The sequence below is a fragment of the Caulobacter sp. BK020 genome, assembly GCF_004342605.1.
In the GTDB taxonomy this organism is placed as follows: Bacteria; Pseudomonadota; Alphaproteobacteria; order Caulobacterales; family Caulobacteraceae; genus Caulobacter.
The window spans coordinates 22,432-36,378 of record NZ_SLZL01000002.1 but is presented as its reverse complement, the minus strand read 5'-3'; the positions used below and the strand labels follow the sequence as shown (position 1 = coordinate 36,378).

Here is a 13,947-nt window from a genome sequence, read left to right as displayed (position 1 = left end):
ATTCGTCCCGTTCAACCGGAAGCCGCGAGACCTATTCCACCGCCTCAAGCCGCGCCAAAGCCGCTTCCAGCTTGGCCTTGGCGGCCTGCGCCTCGGCCAGGCGCTCACGGTTTTCCTCGACGACCTCTTCCTTGGCGCGCGCCAGGAAGTCGGGGTTGTTCAGCTTCTTGGCCGTCTTCTCGATCTCGCCGACATGGCCGGCGATCTCCTTGGCCAGGCGCGCCTTCTCGGCGGTCAGGTCGATGAACTCGGCGATGGCCAGGGCGCCGGTCGCCTCGCCCAGCACGATCGGGACCGAACCCGCCGGGGCCGCCTCGGCCTCGCGAGCGCTGTCCAGGCGGGCCAGGGTCAGCAGCAGGTCGCGGTGGCGGGCCAGGCGGGCCTTGGTCTCGGCGTTGGCGCCGATCACCGATAGCGGCGGCTTGGCGCCCGGCGGCACGTTCATCTCGGCGCGGATCGAGCGGATCTCGCCGACGGTGTCGACCAGCCAGCCGATCTCGGCCTCGGCGTCAGCGTCGATCCAGCTTTCCGGCAGGTCGGGCCATTTCTCGACGATCAGCAGGCCCTCGCGCGGCGCGCCGAACTCGGCGGTCTTGTCCCACAGCTCCTCGGTGATGAACGGCATGACGGGGTGCAGGAGCTTGAGGATCACGTCCAGCGCCCAGGCGGCGGTGGCGCGGGTCTCGGCCTTGGCCTCGGCGTCGTCGCCGTTCAGGATCGGCTTGGCCAGCTCCAGGTACCAGTCGCAGAACACGTTCCAAATGAACTTGTAGAGGGCGTCGGCGGCGGCGTCGAACGACGGCGCCTCCAGGGCCTGGGTGACCTTGGCGGCGGTCTTGACGGTCTCGCCGCGGATCCAGCGGTTGATCGGCTGGGTCACCGCCGACGGGTCGAAGCCCTCGACGCGGACGCACTCGTTCATCTGGGCGAAGCGCGAGGCGTTCCACAGCTTGGTGCCGAAGTTACGGTAACCCTCGATGCGCTGCTTGCTGAGCTTGATGTCGCGCGCCTGGCCCGACATCGCCGTCAGGGTGAAGCGCACGGCGTCGCAGCCCAGCTCGTCGATCAGGACCAGCGGGTCCATGACGTTGCCCTTGGACTTGCTCATCTTGGCGCCCTTCTCGTCGCGGACGAGGGCGTTGATGAACACCTGCTTGAACGGGACCTCGCCCATGAAGTGCAGGCCCATCATCATCATCCGGGCCACCCAGAAGAAGATGATGTCGAAGCCGGTGACCAGGGTGCTGGTCGGATAGAACTGGGCCAGGTCGTCGGTCTTCTCCGGCCAGCCCAGGGTCGAGAACGGCCACAGGGCCGAGCTGAACCAGGTGTCGAGGACGTCCTCGTCGCGCTTCAGGATCGGCGCGTCGTCGCCATAGTGAAGGATGGCGGCGGCCAGGGCTTCTTCCTCGGTTTCCTCGACGAAGATGTGGCCGTCGGGCCCGAACCACGCCGGGATGCGGTGGCCCCACCACAGCTGGCGCGAGACGCACCAGGGCTCGATGTTGCGCAGCCATTCGAAATAGGTCTTTTCCCAGTGCCGGGGCTCGAAGACGGTCGCGCCCTCCTCCACGGCCTTGAGGGCCGGCTGGGCCAGGGTCTTGGCGTCGACGTACCACTGGTCGGTCAGGTAGGGCTCGATGACCACGCCCGAGCGGTCGCCGTGCGGGACCATGTGGCGGGTCTTCTCGATCTCGCGCAGCCAGCCGTCCGCCTCGGCCTTGGCGACGATCGCCTTGCGGGCCACGAAGCGGTCCAGGCCCTGATAGTCGGCGGGAACGGCGTCGTTCAGCCGCGCGTCGGGCGTCAGGATGTTGATCGCCGGCAGGCCATGGCGCTTGCCCACGCCGAAGTCGTTGAAGTCGTGGGCCGGGGTGATCTTGACCGCGCCCGAGCCCTTGGTCGGGTCGGCGTAGTCGTCGGCGACGATCGGGATGCGACGGCCGACGATCGGCAGGATCACGTCCTTGCCGACCAGGTCCTTGTAGCGTTCGTCCGACGGGTGCACGGCCACGGCGGTGTCGCCCAGCATGGTCTCCGGACGCGTGGTGGCCACAACGATGAAGTCGCGGGTCTCGAATTCCGTCGCCTTGCCGTCGTCGTCGAACGCGACCGGGTATTGGAAGGTCACGCCGTCGGCCAGCGGATAGGCGAAGTGCCAGTAGGCGCCGTCGACCTCCTTCTGCTCGACCTCGAGGTCGGAGATGGCGGTCTGGAACTGCGGGTCCCAGTTGACCAGGCGCTTGTCGCGATAGAGCAGACCCTGCTTGTAGAGCTGGACGAACACCTTGCGGACGGCGGCCGACAGGCCCTCGTCCAGGGTGAAGCGCTCGCGCGACCAGTCACAGCTGGCGCCCAGGCGGCGCAGCTGGTTGGTGATCGTCCCGCCGCTTTGCGCCTTCCATTCCCAGACCTTCTCGACGAAGGCCTCGCGCCCCATCTCGCGGCGGCCGATGTTGCCGGCGGCGGCCAGCTGGCGCTCGACCACCATCTGGGTGGCGATGCCGGCGTGGTCGGTGCCCGGCAGCCACAGGGCCGACTTGCCGCGCATCCGGTGGAAGCGGGTCAGCACGTCCTGCAGCGTGTTGTTCAGCGCGTGGCCGATGTGCAGGGACCCCGTCACGTTCGGCGGCGGGATGACGATGGTGAACGCCTCGGCGCCCGGAGCCTGGCTGGGCTTGAAGGCCCCGGAGGCCTCCCAGGCGGCGTACAGGCGGGGCTCGACGGATTTGGGATCGAAGGTCTTTTCAAGCATGGCGCGGTGGGTATGCCATCTGCGGCCGCCGGACGAAACCGTGGGCCTTGGGTCAACAGGGATATTTGGACGGAAAAAGGCGGCCGCCGGAGCGACCGCCTTTTCTCAACGCGTCGGGTCGCGAGGCCCTGCGTCCTTCGAGGCCCACTGCGTGGGCGCCTCAGGATAAGGAAATCCGAAGCAACCCACCACCCTCATCCTGAGGTGCTCGCCAGCGGCGAGCCCCGAAGGACGCAGAGCGGTTGAGCCGCTATACGCTGCGACCGCGGGCGATGCGGTGGACTTCTTCCTCGACCTTGGTCTCGACGATGCGCGGCAGGTTCTGGTCCAGCCATTCCTTGAGCAGCGGGCGCAGCAGTTCGCGAACCACGTCCTCCAGGGTGCGGCCGTCCTTGGGCATCAGCAGGGCCGAGCTGAGGCTGCCGAAGGCGCTGGCGGCCAGGCCGGCGGCGTGGTCGCCCACCAGGTTGTCGGCCACTTCCTCGCGCGAGAACACCGGCGCGGGGGCCGGTTCAGGCGGCGGGGGCGGCGGCTCGGGTTCCGGCTCGGGTTCCGGCGAATAGACGTCGATGTCGCCCAGGCTCTCGACCGGCGCGGGCGGCTCGATGGGATCGGTCAGCTCCAGGACGTCGTCCTCGGCCGGGGCCTCCTCGACGGGCGCGGGCTCCGGTTCGGGCGCCGCGGCGGCCTCCGCCGGCGCGTCATCTTCCGAGATGATGCGTCGGATGGAGGCGAGGATCTCCTCCATCGTCGGTTCTTGCGGGCTCTGGTCGGACATGTTTGGGGCGTCTCGAAGAGGGTACGAATCCTGGAGCGCCCCGACGGGCGCCTAGCGCGATGGTGCAGACTTGCGCCGGTTAAGCAAGCTCAAGCATCGTCGGCGCTTCAATTCGCCCCTATTTCGCGGCCGGCGCGGGTGGGCTCTTCACGGCCGTGGACGGCGCGCCGATCTTATCGACCGCCCGCACCACGGGCTCCCACGGCACCCAGCCGAACGCGTGGTTGACCTTGCTGTACGACTTGACCGGGTCGTAGCGCTCGACCTCGGGGGCCAGGTTGGCGACGTTCAGCACACCCATCGCCTGCAGCACGCTGGCGCTGGCCACGTATTCGTCGCGGCGGGCCACCACCAGGGCGACCTCGGCGTTGGCCAGTTCCAGCTGGGCGTTCAGAACGTCCAGGGTGGTGCGCAGGCCGACCTGCTGCTCCTGGCGCACGCCCTCGAAGGCGATCTTGGTGGCCCGGACCTGCTCCTCGTTTGAGACCAGGTTGGCGCGCGAGGCCAGCAGGTTGTTCCAGGCGGTCGAGATCTGCTGCAGGGCCTGGCGCTGGGCGCCCTCGACCGCGGTGCGGGCGGCGTTCTCGCGCTCCTGGGCGGCGCGGACCTGCGAGGCGTTCAGGCCGCCGGTGAACAGCGGCACCGAGGCGGTGACCGAGCCGCTGAGCGTGCGGTCGTAGTCGCGATACTGGCCGCCGACGCTGTTGACCTCGCTGGTGTCCCAGCCCAGGCCGGCGCGGGCCGAGACGGTGGGACGATACACGGCCTTGGCGGCGGCGACGCGGGCGGCGGCGGCCTGCTGGGCGTAGCGGGCGGCCTGGATCGACGGATTGTTCTTGTCGACGAGGTCGAAGGCCTGCTCGACGCTGGCCGGCAGGAGGGCGGCCAGAGACGGCTCGGGGGCCAGGTCGGTCGGGTTCTGGCCGACCACGGCGGCGTAGGCGGCGCGGCTGGCCGCCAGGATGGCCTGGGCCGACGACAGGCTGGCCTGGGCCGCGGCCAGGCGGGCCTCGGACTGAGCGACGTCGGTGCGGGTGATCTCGCCGACCTCGAACCGCGCCCTGGATTCCTCCAGCTGGCGGGTCAGGACGGTGACGTTTTCCTGGGCGATGCGCAGGCGCTCCTGGTCGCGACGGACGTCGACATAGCTCTGGATGACGCTGCCCAGCACCGACTGCTCGACGCTGCGCAGGTCCTCTCGGCCGGCCAGCACGTCGGCCTCGGCGGCCGACAGGTTGGCGCTGGCCCGGCCGCCCGTGTAGAGCGCCTGGCCCAAGCTCAGCGAGGCGCCGCTGCCCGCGGAATCGGAATGGCCGCGGGTGCTGGTGACCTGGCCGAAGACGTTCCGCGTCACCAGCGGGTCAGCGTAGTTGGTGTGGGTGCCGCTGATGCTGGCCGAGCCGGTCACGCTGGGGCGGAACGCCGTCTTGGCCTGGACCACGCCCTCGTCGGTGAACCGCTGGTTGGCGCGCTGGCCCTGCAGGGTCGGATTGGTCTGGTAGGCCAGGGCCAGGGCGTCGGCCAGGGTCTCGGCGTGCGCGGCCGAAACCAGGCCGGCCATCAGGCCCAGGCTGCAAGCGGCGGCCAGCAAAGCGGCCCGACGGCTATTCGACATCCAGTTCATTCCCCTCGAAACCCTCGCCAGACCGGCGCGACGCCCGCACCCACTATGATCGGCTGTAAGGCGCGAGACCATAGGCCGCTAGTTAAGCTTTTTTCACGCAAACGTTGCGCTCCAGCTTTCTGGACCCAAGTCGTCAGAACGCAAAGCCTTGTTCGACCGCGAAGCCGGCCAGCATCGGCGGGGTGGCGTCGAACACCGCGCGACGGCCCAGGCCGTCCTCGGCCCGGACATAGATCGCGGCGCGGCCGACCGGCCCTTCCCGCTCGATCACCGCCAGCCGGCCGCCCTGGGCGAGAGCCTTGGTCCAGCTGGCCGGGGCCCGCGGCACGGCGCCCTCGCAGATGATCACGTCATAGCCCGCGCCCGGCACGGCGGTCAGGTCGTCGCCGTCCAGTCGGGTGACGGCCAGGCCCATCTGCTCCAGCACGGCGGCGGCGTAGGGCGCGGCGATGGCCAGGGCCTTGTCGCCTTCCCGCGGACGCAGGTGCTGCAGCAGCTTGCCCACGTCGCGCGGGCGCAGCAGCCAGCGGCCGGGGGCGTATTCGACGTCGACGTCGGCATAGGCCAGGTAGCCCTTGCCGGCCGGCACGAGGGTCTCGCGCGGCACCACCCGCAGGGCGTCCTGCAGCGGCAGGTCGGTGACGTCGGCCGTGCGGATCTGGCTTTCGACCATGTTCAGGCGCGCGGCGGCGAAATCGGAGCTCATGGAATCCCTCGAAGGGCTGGAATTTTCAGGCCGCTTATAGGTCCGCCGCTCGGTCCTAGGCAATCGAGGGTTTTTACTAGCTAGGCTGTAGAATGCCTTGAAGCCGGCCTCACCACCGCCGATAGCCGGCCACCCGGGCGGCGAAGGCGTCGGCGTCTTCGTGGCCGTCCCAGTCGGCGATGGCCGGGGCCAGGGAGGCGGCCTCCAGCAGCTGGCGCTGGGCGTCCTTGTAGCGGGCCGTGCGGGCGTAGCGGGCGGTGTCCAGGATCATGGCCCGCAGCAGCAGGGTGGCGGCCAGTGGATGGCGGCCCTCGATGGCGCGGGCGGCGGGCTCCAGCAGCTCCGGCCGATCGCCGTCCAGGTCGGCGGACCGGCGCAGCACCAGCCGCGCGGCCCGGTCCCAGGCCGGCCAGCGGATCAGGAAATCCAGGGCCGCATGGACGTCGTGGAAGTCCTCGGCGTGGGCCAGGGCCTTCTCCTCGGCCTCGACGTCGTCGAAATCGGGCAGGCGCTTGAGATGGTCGCGCAGCCGTTCGACCGACAGGCCGCGCTCGAAGCTGGTCCAGCGCATGTCCTGGGCCAGGTCGCCCTGCCCGCGCGCCTCCAGCACCTCGATATAGGCGTCCTCCCAGTCCAGGGCGCCGGGCCCAGGCAAGGTCGGCCGCCCCAGCACGGTCCCGACCAGTTGGGCGAACGAACCCGGCGTCGAGCGATCCAGCGCCGCGACGGCCTCGTCCAGCCGGCCCGCCGCCGTCAGCCGACGGGCGATCTGCGCCCCGATCGGCGGCAGCACGGCCTGGGAGTCGGTGAACTGGGCGATATAGCCGTCGACATCGCCCTGGGCGTCGGCCAGCACCTGGACGGCGGCCTTCAGCGCGCCACTGACCCGCTTCTGCGAGGCCATGGTCGTCTCGATCCGGGCCCGCAAGGCCGCCACGCCCTCGGCGCCCAGGGCCGGCAGGGCGTTCTTCAAGGCCCGCGGGCCCAGCCCCGCCCGGCCGTGCAGCAGCAGGTCGAGAAGCTGGTCGCCCAAGGCCCTCGGATCGGGCAAGGCCAGGGGTGCGATCGCCGCCAGATCGTCGATGGCGACGTCGAACACCGCCTCGATCTCGCCCTTGGCGTCGGCGGTGCGGTGCGACACCCCTTCGGCCAGGCCCAGGAACCGCAGCATCATCGGCAGGGCCAGGCTCGGGTCCAGCTCGGCCAGCCGGCCTACGATCAGGGCGCGCTGCATGTCGAGCTCGCGGACGAACTCCTTGTGCTTGCGCCAGTGGATACGGGCCCGGCTGTCGGCGATGGCGTCCAGACGCTTGGCCAGCTCGGCGGCCAGGTCCTCCGGGCCGATCTCGCCCGCCAGCTCCAGGCGCAGCCGCCGCTTGATCTGGGCGTGGCCCTCGGCGACGTCGATCAGCAGCTCGGCCAGCCGCTCGGCGCCCAGGGCGGCCAGGTTGGCCGTGGTCAGGGTCTTTTTCGAGCCCGTGCGCTTCACCGTCGCCAGCGGAGTTCTCCCGTCCCGTCCGCGACCGAGTCGCCGCGTCCGTCGCCGTTCCTTAGCACGGCCGACTGTAAACGGCTGACGGCGGCGACGTTCTCCCGGTCCCTGATCCGCAAGGTCACAGGCGGTGGACCGGTCAGGACGTCAAGCCGGTTCGCCCCCCTAAGCCGACCGCCTCAAAGGCGCGGCCGGACAATGGGTTCGCAGGAACTCCTCGTGGCTGGGCAGGGCAGCCACGACGGCGGCCAGCATGGGGGCCGACTTGTCCATCAGGTTCATGATCACGCTCAGCGGAATGCGGTCGACCAGCTGCTGGTAGCGGTCGGGCCGCACGCCCATGCCTTCCATCACCGACTGCCAGCTGGGCGCGCGGAACATGTCGTCGACGCCGTCACGCAGCACGCCGGCGGCCTTGAACAGCGCCATGCGCTCGCGAAGGCTCTCGGGCGGCGCCACCTGCTGGTAGTCGCGCCAGAACGGGGTGTCGTCGCGCCGGGTGGTCACGTAGTGCAGGACGATGAAGTCGCGAATCTCCTCGTAGTCGGCGACCATGCGGCGATTGTATTCGGCGGCCAGGATCGGGTCGGCGTCCATGTCCGGCATGAACCGCAGCAGATAGTCCATGCCCTTGTAGATCAGGTGCAGGGCCGTGGATTCCAGCGGCTCGATGAAGCCGCACGACAGGCCGATCGACACCACGTTCCTGACCCACGGCCGCTCGCGCACGCCGGTCTTGAACGGAATGATGTTGGGACCCAGCACCACCTCGCCCTGGATCTGGCTCATCAGGGTGGCCGTGGCCTCGTCGTCGCTCAGGTATTTGCTGGCGAATACATAGCCGTTGCCCGCGCGATGCTGCAGCGGGATGCGCCAGCGCCAGCCGAAATCCTGGGCCTGGACCAGGGTATAGGGATGGGGTGGTCCGACATTCTCGGTCTGGGCCACGACGGCGCGGTCGCACAGCAGCACGTCGCTCCAGTCGCGGAACGGCTCGCCCAGGGTCTTGCCGATCAGCAGGGCGCGGAAGCCCGAGCAGTCGACGAAGAAGTCGCCGGCCACCTCGCGGCCGTCCTTCAGGATCACCTTCTGGACGCCGCCGTCGGAACGGGTCGCCACGTCGGTGACGACGCCCTCGGTGCGTGTCACGCCCCGCGCCTCGGCGAACCTGCGCAGGTACAGGGCCACCAGCCGCGCATCGACGTGCAGGGCGTAGTTGGCGTTGGCGATCATCGTCTTCTGCGCCGCCGCCGGCAGCATGAACTTGCCCGCCTGCGCCATCACCGAGGCCGGGGCGAAGTCCTGCAGCTTCGAAGGATGGCCGTTCTGCTTGGCCCGCAGCCAGCACTGGTAGAACTCGTTGACCTCCAGCGGCCCGCCGATCTGGCCGAACGGGTGATAATAGACGTCGCCCTTCTCCAGCCAGTTCTCGAAGCGGATGCCCAGCTTGAAGGCGGCCTGGGTTTCCTGGATGAATTCCTGCTCGTTGATCCCCAGGGTGCGGATCAGCTGGAGGAACGGCGGGATGGTGGACTCCCCCACCCCGATCGTGCCGATCTCCTCGGACTCCACCAGCTCGATCGCCGTCGGGCCGTTCTGGAAATAGTGGCTGAGCATGGCCGCGCAGATCCAGCCGGCCGAGCCGCCGCCGACGATGACGATCTTGTTCAGGTGGGCCATCTCTGAGGGTTCCTACTCGGCCGCGACCGGCTGGGGACGGGCGTACTGTTCGATGAAGTCGCCGTGGGCGCGGGTGGCGGCGACGGTGTCGGCCACGGCCTTGCGCATTTCGGCCAGGGCGGCCGACAGCTGGCCGGCGTCGAACCCGTCGACGCTGAGATCGTAGGTTTCGGGCAGTAGGCCGAAACCGGCATAGATCGCCAGCCAGCTGGGCGGCGAGAACATTTCCCAGCGGTAGCGGACGAAGTGGCCCTGGGCGCGCCACAGGTCGATCTTCTTCTGGAGGGTGTCGGGGACCGTCATCTGGCGGCAATGGGTCCAGAAGCCCGTCGGGTCATCGGGACGCTGGTTGAGCTTGTAGTGCAGGATGATGAAGTCGCGCACGCGCTCCATCTCCAGCCGCGACATCTCATTGAACTCGTCGACCACCGCCGGGTCGAAGTCGCGGTTGGGGAACAGCGCCTTGATCTTCTCGATGCCGGTCTCGATCAGGGCGATGCTGGTGCTTTCCAGCGGCTCCAGGAAGCCCGAGGCCAGGCCCAGGGCGATGCAGTTCTTGTTCCAGGCCTTCAGGCGGCGGCCGGGATGGAAGCCGATCTTGCGCGGCTCGTGCAGCAGGCGCTCGTCCAGCGCGCCGGTCAGGACGGCCCTGGCCGCCTCGTCCGTGGTGTGGCGGCTGGAATAGACGTAGCCGTTGCCCCAGCGGTGCTGCAGCGGGATCCGCCACCGCCAGCCAGCCTCGTGGGCGGTGACGTCGGTATAGGGCGGCGGCGCGCCCTGCCCTTCGCTCTGAACGGCCAGGGCGCTGTCGCACAGCAACCACGGGCTCCAGTCCTCGTAGCCGGTGTGCAGGGCCTCCTCGATCAGCAGGCCGCGGAAACCCGAGCAGTCGATGAACAGGTCGCCCGCCACGGTCGCGCCGCTGTCCAGCGACACCGACTCGATGAAGCCGTCCTCGGCCCGAAGGTTGGTCTTGACGATCCTGGCGTCGATGCGGCGCACGCCGTTCTGCTCGGCGACCTGGCGCATCAGCCGGGCGAACAGGCCGGCGTCGAAATGCAGGGCCCAGTCGAACACCGACAGGGTCGAGGGCGGGTTGCGCGACGGGGTGGTGAACTTGCCGCCGGCGGCCAGGCTGGCGCCCAGCGAGTAGTCGCTGATCGGGACATCCTCGCCCAGGGCCCGCAGCCGCATCCAGTAGTGGTGGAAGGAGACGCCCTTCAGGTCCTGGCCGTAGAGGCCGAAGGGGTGGATGAACGACGCGCCGGGCGCGGTCCAGTCGTTGAAGCGGATGCCCAGCTTGCAGGTGCCGCCAGTGGCCCGCAGCACGTCGATGTCGGACAGGCCAAGGGCCTGGTAGAACCGGCGGATGGTCGGGATCGTCGCCTCGCCCACCCCGATCGTGCCGATCTCGGAGGACTCGATCAGGGTGATGGTCACCGGCGCGGCGCCGAAATGCTGTCTCAGGCTGGCCGCGGCCATCCAGCCGGCCGTGCCGCCGCCGACGATGACGATGTCGCGGATGCGCCGGTCGCGCGCGCTGTCCTGCATGTGGCTCACTCCCTCGATCGAAGCGCTGGCGGCTTCCTCTCGCGGGCTTCCCGCGCCCGTCTTGGTCGTAATCATGCTAGCCGCCCCGCTCGAAAAAAGAAGCCGCTGCGACAGGGGTCGCAGCGGCCCGCAGGGAAGGGCTGGTCTAGATCACCACTTGGCGCGGATGCCGAGGGTGTATCGCGGTTCGAACTGGTTCTGGCTGAAGTACTGGGTCTTACCGTCCGCGAACTTCACGTAGTAGTTCTCGATCTCGCCGCTGACGTTCGAGCCGTTGAGGTAGACGACGATGTTGTCGCGAACATTGTAGCTGACGTTCACGTCGACGAAGCCGGTGGCGTCCTGGAACACCGCCAGGTTGTCGCCGGAGCTGCCGGAGACGCTGCTGAGGCGGTCGGTCCGGTAGTTGTAGGCGACGCGGGCCTGCCACTTGTCGTCCTGGTACCAGCCGACGAGATTGTACTGGTACTTGGAGTTGTCGGTGAAGGGCAGCTTCTTGCCATCCAGGCCCAGGCGCGACTCCGAGCTGGGCGAATAGGTGGCGTTGGCGTCGACCCCGAAGTTCGAGAAGAAGCCGCCGCCCGGCAGCAGGTCGCTGAAGGCCAGCTTCGTGCCGACTTCCAGGCCCTTGACCGAACCGCCGTCGCCCTGGATGGGCTGGGTGACGTTGACGGTGCGCGGCGTGCCGTCCTCGTCCTTGAAGGTGCCGGTGGTGGTGCCGCCGGTGACGAAGCTGTCGATCTTCAGCTTGAAGGCCGACAGGTTCACCATCGAGGCTCCGCCGAAATAGTACTCGATCGCGCCGTCGAAGTTGGTCGAGCGCCACGGATCCAGGTACGGGTTGCCCGACGAGCTGGCGCCCGTCACGCAGCGGCCCGGCTTGGTGCCGCAGTCGGCCGTCGAGATGCTGAGACCGCCGCCGTAGTTGCCCAGGTCCAGCGGCTGCATCGTCTTGGAATAGGCGAAGCGGAACTTCAGGTGGTCGTCGAAGTCGTAGACCGCGTTCAGCGACGGCAGCCAGTCGGTGTACTTGCGGCGGGTGACCGTGTCGCCGACGTCCAGGTTGGTGTCGCCGTAGTTCTGGGTGGCGCCCGTCAGGTTCTGCTTCACCAGCAGGTCGGTCTGGATGACGTGCAGGCCGATGTTGCCCGACAGCTTGCCGATCTCGAAATTGGCGTCGGCGTAGGCGCTCTGCTCCTTCAGGGTCACGTCGTAGGTCGCGCCGGGGATCTGGTAGCGCACGGCCGCGCCGAACACCTTCTGCTGGAAGGCGGCCACATTGTCGAAGTCATGCGGATCGACAACCCAGAAGCCCGGGATGCCCTGGGTGATGCTGCCCAGGTCGTCCATCCAGATGACGTTGTTGTAGGCGTCGATCTTGGTCGGCTTGTTGACCGTGTAGCCCTGGAAGACCGGAGCGCCGCCCAGCGGATTGGGCACGAACTCGCCGGCCTGGCACTGGTCCTGGTTCATGACCACGTCGATGGCCTTCCACTGGGCGAAGCAGCCCGCGGCCGGCACCGGCGTGCCGTTGGCCTGCACCGCGCCCGGCGTGCCGCCGTAGAACGGCGAGAACAGGTGGAACGCCTCGACCTCGACCGAACGGTCGCTCTGGCGGACGCCGGCGTCGATCTTGGTGATGAAGCCCAGGAAGTTGTTGTCGAACTTGTAGTGTCCCTCGGCGCGGAACACGTTCATGTCCGATTCGATCTCGTTATTACCTTCCGAGGAGAACGCCGCGATCGCGTAGCTGTCCTTGTTGGCCATGTAGTCCTTGAGGGTCTTGCCCGCCCCCAGGCCGCCGGCCAGGGGGTTGTCGAAGCCGCTCCAGACCGCCTTGTTGCCCCCGATGTTGTAGTGCAGCTGCGGATTGGCGCCGTAGCCCAGCGGGTTGGGGTTCAGGTAGCAGCCCCCGGCGCTGCCCACGACGGCGTTGCTGCGTTGCGACGCCGGATACTGGGCGCAGATCGAGGCCGGATAGAACGGGCCGCGCGTGCGGTCGTCGGGGTTGCGGAACAGCGTGAAGCGGCCCGGCGCGTACTGCCAGTTGCTGAGGTCGCCCTGGGCCTGGCCGTTCATGCTGAGGCGGTCGCCGTTGGCGCGGATCGCCCGCACCTCGCTGGTGAAGTTGCCGCCGTTGTCGTACTTCAGTTCGAGGTTGTAGTTCTTGGTCTCCGACTTGGTGGTGCGATTGACCGAGAAGCTGTTCACCCACCAGGCGTTGATGTCGTACTCGTCGACCGCCAGCCAGGGGCGGCCGTTGCCGGTGCTGACCTCGCCGGTGTTCTCGAACGCGGTCGGGGTCGTCCAGACACCGAAGGCGCCGCCGTCCCAACGGTTGGAGATGTTGATGCCGGCGGCGCGGTTGTACTCGTCGAGCTTGGCGTAGAAGCCCTCGGCCACCAGGGTGAAACCCTCGCCCAAGTCGGCTTCGAAGGCGACGTTGACGCCCAGGCGCTTGCGCTCGACCTCGCGGTGGAAGCTCTCGAAGCCGTGCGGCGAGATGAAGTTGTTGGCGGCCGAGCCGCCCCAGTCGTTGTTGCCCGACAGGCCCACAACGCCCGACGAGTTGTTGCCCAGGTTGGCCTTGCTGGCCGCGGCCGAGACCATCAGGCCGACGCGGTCGTTGCGCCAGTTGACCAGGCCGTTAATCAGGTAGTCGTTTTCCTTGGTGCGCTCGCCGCGCTGGCCTTCGACGCCGCCGGCGATCGACAGCCCCTGCTCCATCTGGAACGGACGGCGGGTGCGCAGGTCGATGGTGCCGGTGATGCCCGACAGGGCGTTGGTCGGGTCGGTCGACTTGTAGACCACCACCGAGTTCATCAGCTGCGACGGCACGTCCAGCAGGTTCGGCTGGGCCGAGCCCATGTTGCCGGCGCTGAGGTACTGCTCGCCGTTCAGCAGGGTGATGACCTGGGCCAGGCCGCGGATGTTGACCGTCGCGCCCTCGCCCGCGTCGCGCTTGATCTGGATGCCCGGGATCCGCTGCAGCGAGTCGGCGATGGTGACGTCGGGCAGCTTGCCGATGTCTTCCGACGAAATGGCGTCGACGATCGAGGCCTCGCGGCGCTTGACGTCGACCGAGCGCATCTGCGAGCCGCGGATGCCGGTGACGACGATTTCCTCGACCTGCGCCGAATCGTCGGGCGCGGCCTGGGCGTGGGCGCCCGTGGCCAGGGCCATGGACGAGGCCCCCGCCAGCAGCGCCAGGGTCATGCCCCGCGTCCAAGCGGACTGGTTTCGTGGATTGGACAAGGTCTTCGCTCCCCAAACGTTTTTATGGCCGTTCTTGACCCGGCCGGTTTCGGCGCGGGCTGCGTCTTGGCTTCACCTGTCGTCGGGGCGCTCGGCTGAGCCGCCG

Annotated in this window: 8 protein-coding genes; all 8 read right to left on the bottom strand. The window is 68.6% G+C overall.

Annotation, left to right across the window (positions count from 1 at the left end; genetic code table 11):
* Positions 1-31: 31 nt before the first annotated feature.
* The 8 genes from EV278_RS02545 to EV278_RS02510 all read right to left on the bottom strand — a co-directional run bounded on the left by EV278_RS02545 (position 32) and on the right by EV278_RS02510 (position 13,802).
* Complete coding sequence (locus EV278_RS02545) at positions 32-2,755, bottom strand: valine--tRNA ligase (protein WP_132086380.1); 2,724 nt, start codon at positions 2,753-2,755, stop codon at positions 32-34.
* Positions 2,756-3,005: 250 nt separating this feature from the next.
* Positions 3,006-3,533: a DUF2497 domain-containing protein gene (locus tag EV278_RS02540; RefSeq protein WP_132086378.1), complete on the bottom strand. Its 528-nt coding sequence runs from the start codon at positions 3,531-3,533 to the stop codon at positions 3,006-3,008.
* 118 nt (positions 3,534-3,651) lie between these two features.
* Positions 3,652-5,148, bottom strand: coding sequence for a TolC family outer membrane protein (locus tag EV278_RS02535; protein WP_132086376.1), 1,497 nt, complete (start codon positions 5,146-5,148; stop codon positions 3,652-3,654).
* 142 nt (positions 5,149-5,290) lie between these two features.
* Complete coding sequence (locus EV278_RS02530) at positions 5,291-5,863, bottom strand: protein-L-isoaspartate O-methyltransferase (protein WP_132086374.1); 573 nt, start codon at positions 5,861-5,863, stop codon at positions 5,291-5,293.
* A 109-nt stretch (positions 5,864-5,972) separates the two neighbouring features.
* Positions 5,973-7,352: a DUF6880 family protein gene (locus tag EV278_RS02525; protein WP_132086372.1), complete on the bottom strand. Its 1,380-nt coding sequence runs from the start codon at positions 7,350-7,352 to the stop codon at positions 5,973-5,975.
* A 168-nt stretch (positions 7,353-7,520) separates the two neighbouring features.
* Positions 7,521-9,035 carry a tryptophan halogenase family protein gene (locus EV278_RS02520; protein ID WP_132086370.1) on the bottom strand — a complete coding sequence of 505 codons (1,515 nt, stop codon included), beginning with the start codon at positions 9,033-9,035 and terminating at the stop codon, positions 7,521-7,523.
* A 12-nt stretch (positions 9,036-9,047) separates the two neighbouring features.
* A complete protein-coding gene (locus tag EV278_RS02515) occupies positions 9,048-10,586 on the bottom strand; it encodes a tryptophan halogenase family protein (protein WP_132086368.1) in 1,539 nt (512 codons plus the stop codon).
* A 150-nt stretch (positions 10,587-10,736) separates the two neighbouring features.
* The gene (locus tag EV278_RS02510) at positions 10,737-13,802 is read right to left on the bottom strand and encodes a TonB-dependent receptor (RefSeq protein ID WP_132086366.1); all 3,066 of its coding nucleotides are present in this window, start codon (positions 13,800-13,802) and stop codon (positions 10,737-10,739) included.
* Positions 13,803-13,947 lie beyond the last annotated feature (145 nt).

Bases quoted from the DNA above. Each gene is read 5' to 3' on its own strand.
- EV278_RS02545 (WP_132086380.1), bottom strand. From the start codon at position 2,755: ATGCTTGAAAAGACCTTCGATCCCAAATCCGTCGAGCCCCGCCTGTAC.
- EV278_RS02540 (WP_132086378.1), bottom strand. From the start codon at position 3,533: ATGTCCGACCAGAGCCCGCAAGAACCGACGATGGAGGAGATCCTCGCC.
- EV278_RS02535 (WP_132086376.1), bottom strand. From the start codon at position 5,148: ATGTCGAATAGCCGTCGGGCCGCTTTGCTGGCCGCCGCTTGCAGCCTG.
- EV278_RS02530 (WP_132086374.1), bottom strand. From the start codon at position 5,863: ATGAGCTCCGATTTCGCCGCCGCGCGCCTGAACATGGTCGAAAGCCAG.
- EV278_RS02520 (WP_132086370.1), bottom strand. From the start codon at position 9,035: ATGGCCCACCTGAACAAGATCGTCATCGTCGGCGGCGGCTCGGCCGGC.
- EV278_RS02515 (WP_132086368.1), bottom strand. From the start codon at position 10,586: ATGCAGGACAGCGCGCGCGACCGGCGCATCCGCGACATCGTCATCGTC.
- EV278_RS02510 (WP_132086366.1), bottom strand. From the start codon at position 13,802: ATGACCCTGGCGCTGCTGGCGGGGGCCTCGTCCATGGCCCTGGCCACG.